Raw genomic sequence first — 17,503 nt, 5'->3', positions numbered from 1 at the left:
CTCCTAGCAGGCTGCTAGAGAGAAACGACCCTTTATTTGTTTTGCGCAATAGCATTGCGACTTGAGATTACCCTTTAATGGTAATGGTTCCCGTTTTGGAATCCTTCGTCACGTTTAGTTTTAGAATAGTGCTGAAGAAATCAACGGGTACATAAATCGTTCCTTTGAATTGGTTAGGAGCAGCACTCAGCTTAATCGGCGCCATTTTATTGAGCGAATAGCTGTTTTTATTCAGGGTGACAGAAGTCCACTGCGCGTCGCGTGAGACCTCGGCGCTACGCGTTTTGCTGTTCCAAGCAACTTTGTAGCCAAGGCTTGCTGCCGTTTGACGCAGAGGGACGAGCACCGCGCCGCCGTTGCCAGGAACGAACTGTTTGCTGGTGATCGATACCGAAGGGCCGGCTGCCGCCTTGTCGGTCACTGCAATTTTGAGTATTCCGGCAGCGTATGGGGCAATCTCATATTGTTGGAAAACAACATGGACGATTCCTTTCTCGATGAAGAATGCTTGATCTGCAGATACGCCTTGGAAATCCACGATTTCATTGTAAAAGAACATGTCCGGATTCGCTTGAATTTGCTGGCGGACGGCATTGTTTGCTTTGGCTAGCCCTCCTTTGCCAAGCGCTTGCTCCAGCGTAATGCGCGTCGCTTGCGGAGTGGCCTTCACGTTATAGGAGGTAGCTAGCGTACCGCCGTGCGCGCCGCCGGTATATTGATACGTGTAGGTGACCAGCGAGAGCACGCTGCCAGCTGCTGCGCTGCCATCCGATTTCACTTCATATGAAAATTCGAGATCGTAAGGACGGAACTCATAACCGCTTTCCTGCGCGAATTTCTGGTCCTCGGCCGCTTGCTTCTTCAGCTTATCGATATCTGCCATCGCGCGTCGCTCGATGTTGCCGTTAAGCGCGGCTTGATAGTTCGTATCGAGCATGCCTGCTATGACGGGGATGCTCAGCTTAACTGTTAACGTGTCGGATTTTTCTTCCACGAGCTTGGCCGTGACCGTAATGTGCTGGGACTGAGCGGTACTAGCGGTCGGTGCAGCAGCAGCCGTACTAGCGTTGACCGTATAGGGATCAGCGGTTTGCGCCAATGCAAGAGGAGCGGAGATGGCGAGCAGGCAGGAGCCGGCAACTGCGAGCGTGAGCATTTTGAATGGGGATTTCATTAGGGTAACCTCCCGAATTAGAACTAATTTCGTTATGACCTCATCATAGACGACGGACCGGGTGAAGAAGTTACAAAATAGTTAAAGACTTGGGCGATGCCACGCGGCATGCGTGACGAGTGGTGCTGGATGCGGATGCACTTCGAATTGTGAGTATTGTCACATGGCGTTCACGGCTGGTGTGATTGTAATCACAACGGGAAGCAGGGCAATAGCGTTATACTTCGGTTAGCAATTCCAAATTGAATCGGTAGAGGAGCGGGATTTATGTTATCTGAACAAACCATCGCAACGATTAAGTCGACAGTGCCCGTGCTGGCTGAGCATGGCTTGGCAATCACGCAGCAATTTTATAAACGATTGTTCCAGCAGCATCCAGAACTGCTGAATGTGTTTAACCAAGCGAATCAAAAGCAGGGCCGCCAGCAGCAGGCGCTGGCTAACGCGGTATATGCAGCCGCCGCGCATATTGATAACTTAGGAGCGATTCTGCCAGCTGTTCGCGTCATTGCGCATAAGCACCGCAGCTTGGGCATTCGTGCCGAGCATTATCCGATCGTCGGCGAGAATCTGCTGGCGGCGATCTCGGAGGTGCTGGGCGATGCGGCAACGCCGGAAATTTTGGGCGCATGGGGAGAAGCGTATGGCGTCATCGCCGATGCGTTCATCGGCGTAGAAGCGGAGATGTATCGCGAAGCAGAGGAGGCTCAAGGAGGATGGGAGGCGTTCCGGCCTTTCGTCGTCGAGCGCAAGCAGCCGGAGAGCGACATTATCACATCGCTGTACCTCGTGCCGCAGGACGGCGGAGCGATTGCGGCGTTCAAGCCGGGCCAATACGTGACGGTGAAGCTGGACATTCCAGGCTACCCGTATACGGTAAACCGGCAATACAGCTTGTCGGGTGAACCGGGCAAGCCGTACTATAGGCTGACGGTGAAACGCGAGGATAGCGTTGTCGATGGTCCGAAGGAAGCGGGCATCGTATCGACCTATTTCCATGAGCGGCTGCAAGCAGGCGATGTGTTAGAGCTGTCGGCGCCTGCGGGCGACTTCTATATGGATCGTGAAGACAGCCGTCCGGTCGTGTTGATTAGCGGCGGCGTTGGATTAACGCCGATGGTCAGCATGCTGCATGCAGCGGCTGCCGATGCGGAGAGCGGGCAGCATCCGCAGCGAACCGTTACGTTCCTGCACGCGGCGGTGAACGGCAATGTGCATGCGTTGAGGGACGAGGTGCTGGAGACAGCTAAGCGGCTGCCTGGCGGCGGAGCGAAAGTGCGCTTCGTATACGAGCATCCGACGGCAGAGGATCGGGCAGAGGAGCGGTTCCATCATGAAGGCCGGATTGACGCGGCGTACTTGGCGGCGGAGGCGCCGGTCGATGGCGTGTTCTACATTTGCGGGCCGGTAGCCTTCATGCGATCGATTGTCGAGTCGCTGCGGGCGCAAGGCGTGGCGGATGAGCGGATTCGGTACGAGTTTTTCGGTCCGGCTGGACAGCTGTAACGATAGGGCGAAGCGGGGAGCGAAGCAGAGAGGGGCGAAGGCGAGATGCGCTCTCTGCTTCGCTCTTTTTTGTTGCGGATACGTTCGAACGTGAGCGCCTCATTGCAAAATGTGCAAGCAGAGCGGCGTTTTGACGGTGGTTAGGGATGCGTCGTTGTAGTCTGTACAAGGACCAAAGGTTGATTATACGAGTTAGCTGAAGCGAGGGCTCTAATTGCGTCGTGTCATTGTACGAAATACAATGGCAGATTGCTTAAGCGCACCAGTTGGGCGTTACCGTTGTACAAAGTGCAACGGCGGGCGGGTGAGCGAGCGGGTGGGAGCCGAGGATATTCCGCAACGCGGGCGCCGCGATGGCACGAATTGCCCCCGGCTCGTGGTGTCATCGCGACAAGTAGTGCCGCCGCTGTTACGCTCTTTTTGTTTGCGGACACGATCGAACGTGAGCGCCTCATTGCAAAATGTGCAAGCAGAGCGGCGTTTTGACGGTGGTTAGGGATGAGTCATTGCAGTCTGTGCAACGACCAGAGGTTGATTATACGAGGTAACTGGAGTGAGAGCTCTAATTGCGTTGTGCCATTGTACGAAATACAATGGCAGGTTGCTTAAGCGCAGCAGTTGGGCGCTATCGTTGTACAAAGTGCAACGGCGGGCGAGCGGGGGTGAGTGCGGGGGATATTCCGCAAAGCGAAGGCCGCGATGGCACGCGGTGTCAACGCGGAACGAAGCGCTACCGCGGAACGCGGTACTATCGCGGAACGCGGTGCTATCGCGGAACGCGGTACTATCGCGGAACGCGGTGCTATCGTGGAACGAGGCGCTATCGCGGAACGCGGTGCTATCGCGGAACGCGGCGCTATCGTGGAACGAGGCGCTATCGCGGCACGCGGTGCTATCGCGGAACGAGGCGCTACCGCGGAACGCGGTGCTATCGCGGAACGCGGTGCTATCGCGGGCCGCGACGCCATTGCGGCCCGCGGCGCCAAGTCTCACGTCGGCGATCAAGCCGCGCTATCATATAGCTCGACCTGCACGCCAGTACGGCTTCAGCCTTGTCCGCCGCGCAGCAGGCGATTGACAGTTTCGCGGCGGATCGCGAGAAACTGCCCAATTTCCTCCTGCGTGAGCAGATCCGTTATTGCCGTATCCGGCGGCAAATAGGCTGCGATCCAGCTGCGGAAGGCATCGAGCTTCTCGGCAGGACTGCTCATAGCGAGCTGATCGATGCGCTCCTGCATCATGCGCAGCTTGCTCTGGAGCAGGCGAGCCACCTCTAGCGCTGCGGGGGCATCGACGGCAAGCCGCGCGTACCATTCGGCGGCAGCGACAGGCTCGACCTGGCAGGTTGTGAGCGCGATTGCGGTGCCGTGATAGGCTTTGGGCGAGATCAGCGAGTGGTGAGGAATCATTTCTCCGGGAACGATGAAATTAAGCAGCAGCTGCTTTCCGTCCTCTTGGACGCGTACGATTTTGAGCAAGCCGCTTTCCATTCGATAGAGGGGGCCTGTCTCCCCTTGCCTGAACAGAATATCATTGCGATGAAGCAGCACGTTGCAGCACCTCCGCCTTTTAGCATAGCATATCCTGCTTTTACCGGGCAGCGTCCGCGATAAGAGAATTGACTTGAATTGATTCTAATTTTATAATAATTATAAATTAATACTTAGTTCAACTATTAACAGCAAAGGATGGCGCTCAATCATGAAACTGAATCTGACAATCCAACGTAAGGCGGTGCTCGACATTGTCCAGCATGCGGATGATCACCCGACGGCAGCGGACGTCATGGATCGTCTGAAGTCGAATGGTTATGCGTTCGCCTATGGCACTGTATATAACTCGCTGCGGTATTTGACGGAGGTCGGACTGGTCAAGGAGCTGAAGCTTGGCGAGGCGGCCTCCCGCTATGACGCGCGGACGGAGGATCATCACCACATCGTATGCGTGCGCTGCGGCCGCGTGGATGAGGTTACAACGGAGCTGCCTGCCGATTGGCTTGGCAAAGCTGCGCAAGAAACGAACTATCACGTGCATCACGCTTCCGTGGTGCTAGAAGGAGTGTGTGCGGCATGTACAGCAGCTTCGAGCAACGAATAAAGACAGCGGCCGGCGCAGGCTTCCTCCCCGAACGGACGGGGCAGCCGAATCGGCGAATGATGATGGTGTCCAAAAATACGGCCGGCATCCACGAAGCTGTGACGCTGCTCATGGACGACGGCTTTGACGTCTATCTGTCGCAACAGCTTCCTAGCCGCGAGCAGGTCACGCAGCTCGCGATCGAGCTGCTGATCTGCGACTTGTCGCCGCAGAAGGCAGCGGCTGCCGATGCCGTGGCCGCTGCTGCGCAGCTGCTCGTCGACGCAGGCGTGCAGGCGTCCCGCATCCTGTTCCTCGTCGCTGAGCCGACGCTTGCCGACTGCTTAACGGCAGGCATATCAGCGGAGATGCTCGTATGGCCGGGCCATGCGCGAGAGGCGCTGCTGCATGCTCGCCGTTTGATGCGCAGCGGAGCTTCGAGCGAAGCCTCCCTTGCTCAGACAAGCGAGGCGAGGCATGTAGATAGCGGTGGAAATGCGGCGGCGGCCAACGGTGTGCGCCAGTTTAAGGATTTGGACATCGACTTGGGCCGAATGGCGGTGTATCGGGATAATCGACAGCTTCGCCTGACGCGGACGGAATACGAGCTGCTGCTCGTGCTTTTGAACGCTGATGGCAGCGTGCTCACGCGCGATGCGATTACGGAGCGCATCTGGGGCTGCGCGATGTTCGGCAACAGCAATACGGTGGATGTGCATATCAAAACATTGCGTAAAAAGCTCGGCGACAACGCCATTTTTCCGAAGTATGTCGCAACTGTCCGAGGAGCGGGTTATCGGCTAGCCGATGAACGCCCAGGCCAGCAGCCTCGTTATTCAGCGCCAGCGAGCGCCGTTTCCGTCTAACGGAAACGGTGCTTTTTTTATTGCATTGCACGGTCATGAAAACTTCATTGGATCTTCATCGGACGTTTATGGCAGGCTCATGCAGGGCCGAAGGCGCCGCCCTATACTTGAATTAGAAGCAGTCTAAATCTAAATCAAACATAGAGCGAATAAGCGGCCGAATTGCCGCATAACCGTTAGCGAAACGAGAGGAGAAGATGACGATGAGCGATCATTTGACAACGAACCAAGGGGCGCCTGTAGGCGACAACCAAAACAGCCGGACGGCGGGGCAGCGAGGGCCGACCGTACTGGAGGACTACCATCTGATCGAGAAGCTCGCGCACTTCGACCGGGAGCGCATTCCGGAGCGGGTCGTACATGCGCGGGGAGCGGGGGCGCACGGCGTATTCGTAACCGAGCATGCGATGGGGGCTCACACCAAAGCACATTTCCTGCAAAATGCGGGGCAAGAAACGCCCGTATTCGTCCGGTTCTCGACCGTTATCCATGGCCAAGGCTCACCGGAGACGTCGCGCGATCCGCGCGGCTTTGCCGTAAAGCTGTACACGCAGGAGGGCAATTACGACATCGTGGGCAACCATTTGCCGGTTTTCTTTATTCGCGATGCGATCAAGTTCCCGGACATGGTGCACGCGCTCAAGCCGTCGCCGGACACGAATCTGCAGACGCCGAGCCGCTATTGGGATTTCATGACGTTGACGCCGGAGTCGACGCATATGCTGACTTGGCTGTTCTCGAATGCTGGCACGCCAGCGAATTATCGGCAGATGGACGGCTTCAGCGTGCATGCGTTCAAGTGGATCAATGCGGAGGGCAAGCTGACCTACGTCAAATATCATTGGAAATCGAAGCAGGGCGTCGTGAACTTCACGCCGGACGAAGCGGCAGAAATGCAGGCGCGCGATTTCAGCCACGCGACGCGCGATTTGTACAGCGCGATTGAACTGGGCAGATTCCCGCAATGGGAGCTGTACGTGCAGCTGCTTGCGCCGGAAGCGGAGGATACGCTGCCATTCGACTCCCTCGACCCAACGAAGACATGGCCGGAGGATCAGTTCCCGCTCGTGAAGGTCGGCACGATGACGTTGAACCGGAACCCCGTCAACTATTTCGGTGAAGTCGAACAGTCGGCCTTCTCACCGAGCGCGCTGGTGCCGGGTATCGAGCCTTCCGAGGATAAGCTGCTGCAGGGCCGCCTGTTCTCGTATCCGGATACGCAGCGGTATCGGCTTGGAGCCAACTATTTGAATATACCGGTCAATTGCCCGTATGCGCCTGCGCGGAACCATCAACGGGATGGCGCGATGACGATCAATCCTGATCCGTCCTCGGTTAATTACGAGCCGAACAGCGATGCGTCCAGCCCGAAGGAGGCGCCGGCCTATGCGGATAGCACAGCGCCGCTGCAAGGGTCTGTGGCCCGGCAGAAGATAACGAAGACCGATGACTTTACGCAAGCCGGAGAGCGATATCGCTCGCTGCCCGAAACCGAGCAGGAGTGGCTCGTGCGCAATCTGATCGGCGAGCTGCAGCAGACGCCGGAGCAGACGCAGCTGCGTGCGGTGTGCAATTTCTTCCGGGCGGATGCAGGGCTAGGAGCAAAGCTTGCGACAGCGCTCGGCGTTGACCTTGGCGGACACGCGCCGCGAGAATAATTTTATGATAAAAGCAGCAGTGAAAGCGGTGCAGGAATCCCCTGCACTGCTTTTTGCTATTGGGCGAACGGTATGACGTTCTGATGAAGCCGTACAGGCATGCACTGCTTAATTGGAATTCACTAGGAGGAAAATGGCTGTTGCTGTCGAATGGGAGCAGTAACGACTAGGATAAGGATCTGGAATCGGATCCATTGAAAGGATGTTCAGACTTCCGTGACACGCCAACTTAACAAGCCGTGGATGCTCCTGCTCGCCTGTCTAATGATCGCGCCGGCGATGACAACGGCGGGAGCCCCGGTACACGCAGCTGCGAACGATGTCCAGCAGTTAACCGCAAGCCGTACGAAGCAGCAAATCGTTGACCAGTGGCTGCAAGACCGTCCGATGGCCACCGGCCATTATTACATGCCGTCGACTAGCATTTACGCTATACAGCCTAAGCTGACGGCCCCCTATGCCGCGGGCAAGCTGAAGCCAGCTTATATTGAAGACGGCATCAACGCCGCGAATTTTGTTCGTTATTTGGCGGGGCTTCCGAATGATCTCGCCGCAGATTGGACGCTGGAGCAGCAGGAGCAGACGGCAGCGCTCGTCAATGCCGTTAACGATCAGCTGACGCATTTTCCGAGCAAGCCGGGCGATATGGAGCAGTCGATGTTCGAGCTGGGGTACGAGGGCGCAAGCACGAGCAACCTGTTCAAAGGCAGCCCGACGTTCTATGATAATGTGCTCGGCTATATGTCCGACAGCGATCCGAGCAACATCGATCGCGTAGGGCACCGCCGCTGGATTTTGAATCCTGCAATGAAGAAGACGATGTTCGGCATGGTATATGCAGGCGGCAATAACGACTACTCGCCGCCCTACGCGTCGATGTATGCATTTAATCGGGAACGTGCCAGCTCCGAGGTGAGCTATGACTATATCGCTTGGCCGTCGGCAGGTTATTTCCCGGAGGAGGTGTTCGCGCCTTCGGACGCATGGTCCATTTCGTTAAATCCGGCCCGTTATGATAAAGCGAGAACGGAAGCCATACGCGTGCAGCTGACGCGCGAGCGAGACGGCAAGTCATGGACGCTGGATCAAGAGGATCGCGATCGGAGCGGCGAATATTTTAACGTGGAGACGGGCGGCTACGGCATTCCGTTTGCGATCATTTTCCGTCCCGGCGGCATCGAGCAGTTTAAGCCGGAGGATACGTTCCGCGTTCATGTGAACGGGCTGTATGCCGCAGGCGGGCAAGAAACGGCGATAGATTATCGAACAACCTTCTTTAATCTTTTGCCTGATCCGATCGCGCGATATGCCATTCAGCTTCGCAAAGGCGAGACGCTTCCGATCGGGCTGCGGGCGGGCGCCCAGACGAAAGGCAACACGTTTGTTAGCGGCAACGCCGGGGTGGCGGCCATCGACGGGAGCGGCGTTATTCGAGCGGTAGGCAAAGGGAGCACATGGGTATCCGTAGACGATTATTTGGGCAGCCGGCAATCGATCAACATACGCGTTGTGGACGCTGACCCAGCTGATCGAGTGAGCAAATGGGCGATCGAGGATTACACGCTGGCCAAAAGCAATGGATTAGTCGACGCATCGTACGACCATTCGTATTTGAAGCCGATATCGCGGTATGATTTTGCCGGATTGGCTGTACAGATGGCCGAGACGATTATTGGCCGCAATCTCTATAGCGATGACGTCGCATACGGCAAATCGCCGTTCCGGGATGTGGATGATTGGCGCGTCACATGGGCGAATCGGAATGGGATTATTAAGGGCACCTCGGCGAATACGTTCTCGCCTTATGATACGATCACCCGAGAGCAAGCGGCGATGCTGCTGTTGAACCTGTACAATAAGCTAGGCCAGCTGACGGGCCAGGATGACAAGCAGGCTGCCGCGGGCGGCAAGGGCAAAACAACGCTGTTCGAGGACGACAAGCGCATCTCGGCTTGGGCGAAGGACAATGTGTATAAGGCAGTTGCGCTGTCCTTGATGGATGGCACGGGCTACAATCAGTTCGGGCCCAAAGGCAAGCTGACGTATGAGCAGACGTTCGTGCTGCTGGAAAAAGCGTTCGAGGTGATTGAGCAATAGCGCTCTCGCTTGCAGCACACTGGGATTTCAAGTACGATAAATTTATTCGTGCAAATCGGACTAGTACGTTCGCAGGCGGAGGGGGAGTCAGCGTTGCTGGCATCGGCACAGTTGATTAAGTATGGATCGTTATTGATGTCAATCGTCGTAGGCGCGGCGGTCATCATGGTGAGAATGAGGGCATCGAAGCAGCCGACGACGCTGCGCAAAATCATCATGCCGCCGATCGGCATGTCGACGGGCTTTCTCATGTTCATTTCGCCGCTGACGCGCGTGCCGTTCACATGGGCGCTCGGTGCGTTAGCCGCGGGCATGCTGCTGTTCGCGCCGCCGCTTATTGCGACCTCGAACTTTGAGCGGGTAGGCGATGAGGTGTTCCTGCGCCGTTCGCGCTTGTTCATTTACATCATCATCGGGCTGTTCATCGCGCGTATCGCGCTTCATGATGTCGTGGAACGTTACGTCAGCGTCGCGCAGACAGGCGCACTGTTCTTCCTGCTGGCATTCGGCATGCTGGTGCCTTGGCGGTTGGCGATGATGCAGCGGTATCGCCGGTTGCTTTGAGAAGGCGAATAGATAGGGCAGATTTTTCTGCCCTATTCGCGTGTGACGGCGTCGGGGGTGAGAATAAGGCAGGTTTTTCTGCCCTATCCGCATGTGACGGCGTCGAGGGTGAGAATAGGGCAGATTTTTCTGCCCTATCCGTGTGTGACGGTGTCGGGGGTGAGAATAGGGCAGATTTTTCTGCCATATTCGCGTGTGACGGCGTCGAGGGTGAGAATAGGGCAGATTTTTCTACCCTATTCGCCGCGTATGACGGCGGCTTCGAGGGCCGCATGGGCAGCGACAACGAAAAAGGCATTCCCCATCGCGTAAGCGACTGGCGGAATGCCTTTTTGTGTGAGAGCTTAGCCCCTGACGCCGCCGCGCTTGGCGAGCAGCAGGTAGAGGAAGAACGGCGCGCCAATCGCGGCTGTGAATACGCCGGCCGGAATGTCGCTCGGCAGAAACAGCGTTCGTCCGGCGAGGTCCGCAACGAGCAGCAGCAGGGCGCCGACCAGCGCGGCGATTGGAATCAGCCGGCCGTATTTCGGGCCGACGATCCGGCGCGCGATATGCGGCGCCATCAGGCCGATGAAGCCGACGCCGCCAGCCATGCCGACGGCAGCGCCCGTCAAGCCGACGCTGAGCGCGAGCATCAGCAGCCGAGTGCGCTGCACCGGCGTGCCGATGCCTACGGCCAGCTCGTCGCCGAGCTCCAGCACGTTCAAATAACGAGACAGGTAAATGCTCAGGAAGAGCAAGATGACAGCCCATGGCATGAGTGTCCATACATGCATCCAGGATGAGCCGTAGAGCGTGCCGGTCATCCAGCCGAGCGCTTGCACGGCGAGATAGGCCGGGCCCGTCTTCAACGCGAATGTCGTCAACGCGCTCATCGCTGTCGCCAGCGAGATGCCGATGAGGACGAAACGGAGCGGGGAAACGCCCTTGCGCCAAGCCGCCGCGTAATTAATTGCCGCGGTAATGAAGGCGCCGACGATGGCGACGAGCGGAATCCATTGAATGCTGAACCTGCCCGCCGAGAAGGTCAGGAACAGGACGGATGCAACGGTTGCGCCGCCGGAAATGCCGACGAGATCCGGCGATGCGAGCGGGTTGCGCACAAGCCCTTGCAGGATAGCTCCAGCAGCAGCGAGCGATGCGCCGACGAGCACAGCCAGCAGGATGCGAGGGAGCCGGAGCTTCAGAATAATAAGCGACGATTGGTCATCGCCCAGCCCGAGCAGTGTTAGCGCAACTCGGCCTACCGGAATATACGTGCTGCCGATCGCCGTGCAGACGACGACAGCAGCGAAGACGAGAACCGTTAACAGCGAGAGCATCGTGGTGAATTTAAGATTGCGCATAGCTTCTCCTTCTCGCGACATAGATGAAGAATGGCACGCCTACCAGCGCGGTCGCTACGCCGACAGGCAGTTCCTCTGGCTGCAAAATAAACCGGCTGACCGTGTCCGCCACCAGCAGCAGAATGCCGCCGAGTACGATGCAGTACGGAATAATCCAGCGGTAATCATGGCCGACTAAGAACCGGCTGAGATGCGGAATAATGACGCCTACGAACGCGATTGGGCCAGCGATTGCGACCGAAGAGCCGGCGAGCAGCACGATGAGGACCGCCAGCAGAAAACGAACGAGACCGATTTGCTGTCCAAGGCTGCGCGCGGTATCTTCGCCCATGCTCAGAATGTTCACCGACTTGGTCATCAGCAGCGATCCTGCCAACCCGATGAGCGTATAAGGCAGAATCGCTGTTAGATGATGCATGTCCCGTCCAGAGACGGAGCCGACGAGCCACAGCAAAATGTCGTCGAGCATTTTGTCCTGCTTCAGCAAAATGCCCGACGTCCATGCGGAGGCGAACGCCGCTACCGCGGATCCGGCAAGCGTCACCCGAATTGGCGTTTCGCCCTGGCTCTTGCCGATGTTGCCGAGCGTGAAGACGGCGAACGCCGTGATCGCTGCGCCGACGAAGGCAATGAGAATAAGCTGCGCGCTGGAGAAGACGCTGCCTGCCGCGGCAAGGGCAATAACGACAGCGAGCGCTGCGCCTGCGTTGATGCCCATGACGGACGGCGATGCGAGCGGATTGCGCGTCATCGCTTGCATGAATGCGCCGGCGATGGCCAAGCCGGCGCCTACAATAGCTGCGATTGCCATGCGGGGCAGCTTGACGTTCCTTATAATGAGAGCTTGGTTTGACCCGTCGAAGTGGGCAAACGCTTCGTATGCCTGCGCCGGCGTGTACGATTTGCCGCCGAGCAGCAAGCTCGCGGCCGCTGCGAGCAGCAGCAAGACGACGCCAAGGACGAGGAAAGCGGCCTTTTGGCCGGGGCTTTTGAGATAATGGTTCATGAGACGGTTGCTCCTGCCTTATAGAATAATGTCGATTAATCGAACCGAACATGCTGCTTTCATTCTAGGGAAAGATAGAAGCGGCGTCAATGAGGGTGAGAATCATTTTCACAAAATCGTTGACAGCGGCAAAGCAGGTGTACTATGATACGGGGGTCGGTGAAAATGAGAATGGTTATCACTCGATTGGCATGTTTTCTAATTTTTGCTACATACAACTAGAAGTGAAGGGGACGAGATTCTACAATGAAAAACAGCAGAAAACTTTGGCTCAGCATGTTCGCGATGCTGCTCGTATTCTCTATGGTAGTAGCGGGCTGCGGCTCGAAGGAAGAGAAGAAGGAAGACGGCGGCGAGGCTTCGACGGCAACGAAGTCGGAGGATGTGCGTGAAGTGACGCATGCAATGGGAACAACGAAAATTACAGGTACGCCGCAGCGCGTCGTTATTTTGACGAATGAAGGAACTGAAGCGCTTCTTGCTATGGGCGTTAAGCCGGTAGGCGCAGTGAAGTCGTGGACGGGCGACCCATGGTATGCACATATCAAGGACCAAATGGAAGGCGTTGAAGTCGTAGGCGACGAGTCGCAGCCGAATATCGAGCTGATCGCAAGCCTGAAGCCGGACCTCATCATCGGAAACAAAATGCGCCAAGAGAAGGTTTACGGTCAACTGAGCGCAATTGCGCCGACGGTGATGTCCGAGACGCTTCGCGGCGACTGGCAGATCAACTTCAAGCTGTATGCGGAAGCGCTCGGCAAGAAAGCGGAAGGCGATCAATTGCTCGCAGACTTCAGCAAGAAAATCGAGGACGCGAAAGCAACACTCGGCGACAACCTGAAGAAGAAGGTTTCGATCGTTCGCTTCATGCCTGACAAAACGCGTATCTACTATAACGAAACGTTCTCCGGCATGCTCTTGGACCAGCTCGGATTCGCTCGCCCGGATGCGCAAACGAAGGACGGCTTCGCAGATGACGTGAACAAAGACCGCATTCCAGACATGGACGGCGACATTATGTTCTACTTCGAATACAACCCGGACAAAACGGATGCGGTAAGCAAGCTGGCAGAAGAGTGGATGAACGATCCGCTGTGGAAAAACCTGTCGGTTGCAAAAGCAGGCAACGTTCACCTCGTTGACGATGCGATCTGGAATACGGCTGGCGGCTACATTGCCGCTAACAAAATGATCGACGAGCTGCTTACGTATTTCAAATAAGTAGGATGGAAAGACTGCTTGTGCAGAGATGCGCAGGCAGTTTTTTTATGCGGTTTGACACTGTGCGCTTAACTATGGTATCGTTAGTCCATAAAGATTTTATACAATTTAATTGCAGGCGTTCTATCGATGCAAGGAGGTGAGGATCGGGCGTGACGGATTATCCGGTTCAACTTAAGCTAGAACATCAGATCTGTTTTGCTCTGTATGCATGCTCGCGGGAAATGACAAAGCTGTATCGGCCGTTCCTTGATGAGCTAGGCATTACGTATACGCAATACGTAACCCTGCTCGTTCTGTGGGAGCGCGACAATGTCAGCGTGAAGCAGCTAGGCGAACAATTATTGCTCGATTCCGGAACGCTCACGCCATTGCTGAAGAAGCTGGAGGCTATGGGTCTTATCACGCGGGTGAGAGACGCGAAGGATGAACGAAGCGTATTAGTGCAACTGACGGAGGAAGGGAAAGCGCTCCGCGAACAAGCGGTATGCATTCCTGAGAAAGTATATAGCCTGACGGGGATGGACCTTGAAGAAGGACAGCAGCTCCGCGAACGGCTGCAGCAGCTTGTCCAAGACATGCAGCGGCTGCAGGGCAGTTCATTTTAATTCATCTATTATTAGGAGGAATCAGTAATGAGCGTATACGATTTCACAGTGAACAACGTTAAAGGTGAACCAGTCAGCCTGTCCGCATACAAAGGCAAGGTGCTCGTCATCGTCAATACGGCAAGCAAATGCGGTCTGACGCCGCAATATGAAGGGCTTCAAGCGTTGTATGCAAAATATCAATCGCAAGGACTCGAAATTCTCGGCTTCCCATGCAACCAGTTCAATGAGCAGGAGCCGGGCTCGAACAAAGAGGTAGAAGCGTTCTGCAAGCTCAACTACGGCGTGAAATTCCCGCTGTTCGAGAAATGCGACGTTCGCGGCGAAACGGCGATTCCGCTGTTCAAATATTTGTCCGCTGAGGCGCCATTCGAGGGCGAGTCGGATGCAGCCGAAGTCGACAACGATCCAAAATGGAACTTCACGAAATTTATCGTCAGCCGTGACGGACAAGTCGTCGACCGCTTCGAGCCGCGCGATGAGCCAGCCGTGATGGAAGCGACGCTGGCGGAGATGCTGAAGTAAACAAATGAGAAAAAGCGTTAGCAGAGGGATGCCCTGCTAACGCTTTTTTTGTGCTGTGCGGGGGGAATGGTCGGGAGGAGTACCCAATTACTGTTGGCAGCCTGTGTGGGAGCGAATAGGGCAGGGAATTCTGCTCTATTCCCATACACGCTGATCGCCCCTTAAACCTCCCACCACACCACGCTCGCCGTGGTGGATAGCACGCCCGCCACGGACAGCGCGGCGCTGACGTTCATCGTGTAAATCTGGTTGGGCGGCACGATCAAACCGCCCTGAAACGGAAACTCAAACAAGCCGGGACTGAGGGCGAAGGACATGAACGAGGTCGCGCCCGACGGCGCGGAAGTGGAGGAGCGGGCGGTCATGCTGCTCGTCGCGGCGCTGCCGAATTTGGCGTTAAACGGGGTGAGCGTCGAGGGCGAGGTTAACGTGCCTCCCCGATACAGCGTCACGCTGGCGCTGAAGCTGGACAGCAGGCTGAGCGAGACGCTAACGCCGCCGATAATGTCAGCTATGTACATCGTTCGGCCGCTGCCCGACGGGTTGCTGATTTGCAGAGTGAGGTTAACCGTACCGCCTAGAATGCCAAGACTGGACGAGTTGCTGGCACTGGAAATGAAAGACCGATCATTCGTTGCAGCGCCCGCGTCCGTTGGCGCTACGATACCGGGATCGCTGTACACGTTCGTGAGCCTGCCATAGAAGGAGCTGTTTGACCGATCAAAAATAAAATGGTTAGGCATCTATACCTCCCACCAAACAAGGTTAATGGAGGCCGTCAATGAACCCGTGCCGACGGTAACGGACAACGTTTGATTCGCTGGCACAATAAGGGCTCCCTCGAAATCGACGCTATAGAGGTCTGACGCCATCGCTGTGAAAATCGAAACCGGGCCGCCGCCGAGCGTGCCGGTATTTTGCTTTGTGGTTACAACGGTCGCGGTGGCGCTGCCCAGGTAGCCGTTGATTGGCGTTGGCGTGGTGCCTCCTGTGATCGTCCCGCCGGAATACACCGTAAGCGTAATCGAGTTCGAAGCGCCTCCGGCAATTCGGGAGATGTAGATCGTTCGGCCGCTGGCGTTTGGGTTGGTGATCTGCAGCAGAAGGCTGGAGCCCGAGCCGATGCTTACATTGCCTGTTGTCAGATAGAACAAGCGTTGGCTGCCTGCGGCATCGTATTGGGAAGGCGCTACGATAGCCGGCGCTGTATAGCCGTTGTTCGCCTGCATGTAGACGGGGTTATTTTCATTGTTAAACACAGAGTAGTTGGTCATGGCGGATGATTGCTCCCCTCTCGGCCTGCCTATGCCTTCTAGTCAATCGATACAAGCTAGTCATACAGCTTATGCGCACCAACCGGTCAGGTTGAGGGCTCGGACGGATGCCGAAGCGAATCGGGCCAGAGCGGGGTCCGACAGACGCCGTTACAAGCGGCGAAAGGAGCTCATACACTATCGGAGCATGGACGCCGAGGGGAAGATGGTATGACGATCGCATCAAGCCGCGGGCGCAAGGGGAGGAAGCCATCATCGTGCCTTTCCCCGAAGCCCCGCAAGCGCCGAGACAGCTGTCGACCGAAAAAGCATTGCCATAATAACAAGCATCGGCAAAAGGGCCGGAGCCTTTTTATCGAGCAGCTTTATTCCAATGTGCACACGACGGATACGTTGACGCCGCTCCCGACCCAGGTCACGACTCATCTGACTGTTTACTCCTATGCGGTAATTAACGAAGGCGATGCGCCGGCAGTCGTGCAAGTGCAGGTCGGCCCCGACGGGCAGCATTTTGCTAAGGATGTCGAGGAGACGATTCCGCCTGGCGAGACGGGCGTCATTGTCGTTTCCCGATTTTTGCGCTTCACGCGGCTGGCTGTTCGTTCCAAAATCGAGGATCGGCCGACGGCGCTTACGGTCTATTTTCAGGCACAGGCGTTACGTTAGAGGCTTCCCGGATGCTCCGTCGGATTTTAAGGTAAAGGTGATGAGACATGCCAAACTTTTCGTCGTTTAACCCGAACCCGGACAATTTGCGTACGCTTATTTTCGGCCGGGATGCAACGTTGGAGCCGCAGGCGCTGGCGACAGACACAAGCGGAAATTTGTTAAGCGTCATTATGGACGGTACGATCAGCAACATCTCGATTCAAAGCGCGACGATTACAGCAGGTACGATCACGAGTGTCATGGGAGCGACAATCACGGCGGGAACGATCAACAGCGTGCTGGGAGCGACGATCACGGCGGGAACGATCGACAGCGTGCTGGGAGCGACGATCACGGCGGGAACGATCGACAGCGTGCTGGGAGCGACGATCACGGCGGGAACGATCAACAGCGTGCTGGGAGCGACGATCACGGCGGGAACGATCAACAGCGTGCTGGGAGCAACGATCACGGCGGGAACGATCAACAGCGTGCTGGGAGCGACGATCACGGCGGGAACGATCAACAGCGTGCTGGGAGCGACGATCACGGCGGGAACGCTTAGCAGCGTGACGTCCATTTCGCAAAAAAGCTTTACCGAAATCAGCAACGCCGGACTTGTGACAGCTGATGCGTATACCCCCGTGGCGACGGTTACGACGAGCGTGTTCGGCACATACTCCTTCTTTGTATACAACACGGGACCGGGGACTAATAGGGCGGATGCCCGAGTGGAAATCAGCGCGAACGGCACGAACTGGTACACCGACACGACCACGACGACGGGCATTGCGGTGGGCTCGGTTGATGTGCTGGTACCGCAGCGTTTTCTGAAATATACACGGCTGTCGTATCGTTCAAGCTTAACGGGCAACCCGACGACGCTAGACGTGTTCTTCAACGGACAGGGCACTTAATCGCCAACAATGAAGGG

General features: G+C 56.5%; 17 protein-coding genes. 11 read left to right on the top strand and 6 right to left on the bottom strand.

The features are described from left to right. Positions 1-67 precede the first annotated feature (67 nt). Positions 68-1,174: a stalk domain-containing protein gene (locus PAECUDRAFT_RS21100; RefSeq protein ID WP_006040183.1), complete on the bottom strand. Its 1,107-nt coding sequence runs from the start codon at positions 1,172-1,174 to the stop codon at positions 68-70. Between the two features lie 267 nt (positions 1,175-1,441). On the opposite strand from PAECUDRAFT_RS21100, the gene hmpA reads away from it, so the two are divergent. After that, positions 1,442-2,680, top strand: a complete 1,239-nt coding sequence (gene hmpA, locus PAECUDRAFT_RS21095; protein ID WP_006040182.1) for an NO-inducible flavohemoprotein — start codon at positions 1,442-1,444, stop codon at positions 2,678-2,680. 1,046 nt (positions 2,681-3,726) lie between these two features. Here the strand turns inward: hmpA and PAECUDRAFT_RS21085 are convergent. Then, positions 3,727-4,230: a Crp/Fnr family transcriptional regulator gene (locus PAECUDRAFT_RS21085; protein ID WP_006040180.1), complete on the bottom strand. Its 504-nt coding sequence runs from the start codon at positions 4,228-4,230 to the stop codon at positions 3,727-3,729. Positions 4,231-4,381: 151 nt separating this feature from the next. Here PAECUDRAFT_RS21085 and PAECUDRAFT_RS21080 point away from each other — a divergent pair, with 151 nt between their 5' ends. The 5 genes from PAECUDRAFT_RS21080 to PAECUDRAFT_RS21060 all read left to right on the top strand — a co-directional run bounded on the left by PAECUDRAFT_RS21080 (position 4,382) and on the right by PAECUDRAFT_RS21060 (position 9,941). Then, complete coding sequence (locus PAECUDRAFT_RS21080) at positions 4,382-4,777, top strand: Fur family transcriptional regulator (protein WP_006040179.1); 396 nt, start codon at positions 4,382-4,384, stop codon at positions 4,775-4,777. Next, the gene (locus PAECUDRAFT_RS21075) at positions 4,750-5,622 is read left to right on the top strand and encodes a winged helix-turn-helix domain-containing protein (RefSeq protein WP_006040178.1); all 873 of its coding nucleotides are present in this window, start codon (positions 4,750-4,752) and stop codon (positions 5,620-5,622) included. The genes PAECUDRAFT_RS21080 and PAECUDRAFT_RS21075 overlap by 28 nt, the downstream gene beginning before the upstream one ends. 203 nt (positions 5,623-5,825) lie before the next feature. After that, positions 5,826-7,280, top strand: a complete 1,455-nt coding sequence (locus PAECUDRAFT_RS21070) for a catalase (RefSeq protein WP_006040177.1) — start codon at positions 5,826-5,828, stop codon at positions 7,278-7,280. 216 nt (positions 7,281-7,496) lie between these two features. Then, on the top strand, positions 7,497-9,377 hold the full coding sequence (locus PAECUDRAFT_RS21065; RefSeq protein ID WP_006040176.1) for an S-layer homology domain-containing protein: 1,881 nt from the start codon (positions 7,497-7,499) through the stop codon (positions 9,375-9,377). Positions 9,378-9,470: 93 nt separating this feature from the next. Next, complete coding sequence (locus tag PAECUDRAFT_RS21060) at positions 9,471-9,941, top strand: CcdC family protein (RefSeq protein ID WP_006040175.1); 471 nt, start codon at positions 9,471-9,473, stop codon at positions 9,939-9,941. 344 nt (positions 9,942-10,285) lie between these two features. Here the strand turns inward: PAECUDRAFT_RS21060 and PAECUDRAFT_RS21055 are convergent, their stop codons facing one another. Then, the gene (locus PAECUDRAFT_RS21055) at positions 10,286-11,287 is read right to left on the bottom strand and encodes a FecCD family ABC transporter permease (protein ID WP_006040174.1); all 1,002 of its coding nucleotides are present in this window, start codon (positions 11,285-11,287) and stop codon (positions 10,286-10,288) included. Continuing rightward, positions 11,274-12,293, bottom strand: coding sequence for a FecCD family ABC transporter permease (locus PAECUDRAFT_RS21050; protein ID WP_006040173.1), 1,020 nt, complete (start codon positions 12,291-12,293; stop codon positions 11,274-11,276). Before PAECUDRAFT_RS21050 ends, PAECUDRAFT_RS21055 begins: the two co-directional genes overlap by 14 nt. A 246-nt stretch (positions 12,294-12,539) precedes the next feature. On the opposite strand from PAECUDRAFT_RS21050, the gene PAECUDRAFT_RS21045 reads away from it, so the two are divergent. The 3 genes from PAECUDRAFT_RS21045 to PAECUDRAFT_RS21035 all read left to right on the top strand — a co-directional run bounded on the left by PAECUDRAFT_RS21045 (position 12,540) and on the right by PAECUDRAFT_RS21035 (position 14,647). Continuing rightward, on the top strand, positions 12,540-13,514 hold the full coding sequence (locus PAECUDRAFT_RS21045) for an ABC transporter substrate-binding protein (protein ID WP_006040172.1): 975 nt from the start codon (positions 12,540-12,542) through the stop codon (positions 13,512-13,514). A 152-nt stretch (positions 13,515-13,666) separates the two neighbouring features. Continuing rightward, on the top strand, positions 13,667-14,122 hold the full coding sequence (locus PAECUDRAFT_RS21040; protein ID WP_006040171.1) for a MarR family winged helix-turn-helix transcriptional regulator: 456 nt from the start codon (positions 13,667-13,669) through the stop codon (positions 14,120-14,122). 27 nt (positions 14,123-14,149) lie between these two features. Then, positions 14,150-14,647, top strand: a complete 498-nt coding sequence (locus tag PAECUDRAFT_RS21035) for a glutathione peroxidase (RefSeq protein ID WP_006040170.1) — start codon at positions 14,150-14,152, stop codon at positions 14,645-14,647. 161 nt (positions 14,648-14,808) lie between these two features. Here PAECUDRAFT_RS21035 and PAECUDRAFT_RS21030 read toward each other — a convergent pair whose 3' ends face one another. Together PAECUDRAFT_RS21030 and PAECUDRAFT_RS21025 are read right to left on the bottom strand one after the other, a co-directional pair. Beyond that, positions 14,809-15,390, bottom strand: coding sequence for a hypothetical protein (locus PAECUDRAFT_RS21030; protein ID WP_006040169.1), 582 nt, complete (start codon positions 15,388-15,390; stop codon positions 14,809-14,811). Next, positions 15,391-15,921 carry a hypothetical protein gene (locus PAECUDRAFT_RS21025; protein ID WP_006040168.1) on the bottom strand — a complete coding sequence of 177 codons (531 nt, stop codon included), beginning with the start codon at positions 15,919-15,921 and terminating at the stop codon, positions 15,391-15,393. A 210-nt stretch (positions 15,922-16,131) separates the two neighbouring features. Between PAECUDRAFT_RS21025 and PAECUDRAFT_RS21015 the strand changes: the two genes are divergently transcribed. Next, positions 16,132-16,587 (top strand): DUF6385 domain-containing protein, encoded by a 456-nt coding sequence (locus tag PAECUDRAFT_RS21015; RefSeq protein WP_006040167.1) that lies wholly within the window; start codon positions 16,132-16,134, stop codon positions 16,585-16,587. Positions 16,588-16,634: 47 nt separating this feature from the next. Further along, positions 16,635-17,486 carry a DUF6385 domain-containing protein gene (locus PAECUDRAFT_RS21010; RefSeq protein ID WP_006040166.1) on the top strand — a complete coding sequence of 284 codons (852 nt, stop codon included), beginning with the start codon at positions 16,635-16,637 and terminating at the stop codon, positions 17,484-17,486. Positions 17,487-17,503: the final 17 nt, after the last annotated feature.

This window comes from Paenibacillus curdlanolyticus YK9, assembly GCF_000179615.1.
In the GTDB taxonomy this organism is placed as follows: Bacteria; Bacillota; Bacilli; order Paenibacillales; family Paenibacillaceae; genus Paenibacillus_T; species Paenibacillus_T curdlanolyticus.
Note: the sequence above shows the minus strand (reverse complement) of the source record. Positions and strands in the feature narration are given on the sequence as shown.

Excerpts from the sequence above, each read along its gene's own strand:
- PAECUDRAFT_RS21100 (WP_006040183.1), bottom strand. The coding sequence starts at position 1,174 with ATGAAATCCCCATTCAAAATGCTCACGCTCGCAGTTGCCGGCTCCTGC.
- hmpA (WP_006040182.1), top strand. The coding sequence starts at position 1,442 with ATGTTATCTGAACAAACCATCGCAACGATTAAGTCGACAGTGCCCGTG.
- PAECUDRAFT_RS21080 (WP_006040179.1), top strand. The coding sequence starts at position 4,382 with ATGAAACTGAATCTGACAATCCAACGTAAGGCGGTGCTCGACATTGTC.
- PAECUDRAFT_RS21075 (WP_006040178.1), top strand. The coding sequence starts at position 4,750 with ATGTACAGCAGCTTCGAGCAACGAATAAAGACAGCGGCCGGCGCAGGC.
- PAECUDRAFT_RS21070 (WP_006040177.1), top strand. The coding sequence starts at position 5,826 with ATGAGCGATCATTTGACAACGAACCAAGGGGCGCCTGTAGGCGACAAC.
- PAECUDRAFT_RS21055 (WP_006040174.1), bottom strand. The coding sequence starts at position 11,287 with ATGCGCAATCTTAAATTCACCACGATGCTCTCGCTGTTAACGGTTCTC.
- PAECUDRAFT_RS21050 (WP_006040173.1), bottom strand. The coding sequence starts at position 12,293 with ATGAACCATTATCTCAAAAGCCCCGGCCAAAAGGCCGCTTTCCTCGTC.
- PAECUDRAFT_RS21045 (WP_006040172.1), top strand. The coding sequence starts at position 12,540 with ATGAAAAACAGCAGAAAACTTTGGCTCAGCATGTTCGCGATGCTGCTC.
- PAECUDRAFT_RS21035 (WP_006040170.1), top strand. The coding sequence starts at position 14,150 with ATGAGCGTATACGATTTCACAGTGAACAACGTTAAAGGTGAACCAGTC.
- PAECUDRAFT_RS21030 (WP_006040169.1), bottom strand. The coding sequence starts at position 15,390 with ATGCCTAACCATTTTATTTTTGATCGGTCAAACAGCTCCTTCTATGGC.
- PAECUDRAFT_RS21025 (WP_006040168.1), bottom strand. The coding sequence starts at position 15,921 with ATGACCAACTACTCTGTGTTTAACAATGAAAATAACCCCGTCTACATG.
- PAECUDRAFT_RS21015 (WP_006040167.1), top strand. The coding sequence starts at position 16,132 with ATGACGATCGCATCAAGCCGCGGGCGCAAGGGGAGGAAGCCATCATCG.
- PAECUDRAFT_RS21010 (WP_006040166.1), top strand. The coding sequence starts at position 16,635 with ATGCCAAACTTTTCGTCGTTTAACCCGAACCCGGACAATTTGCGTACG.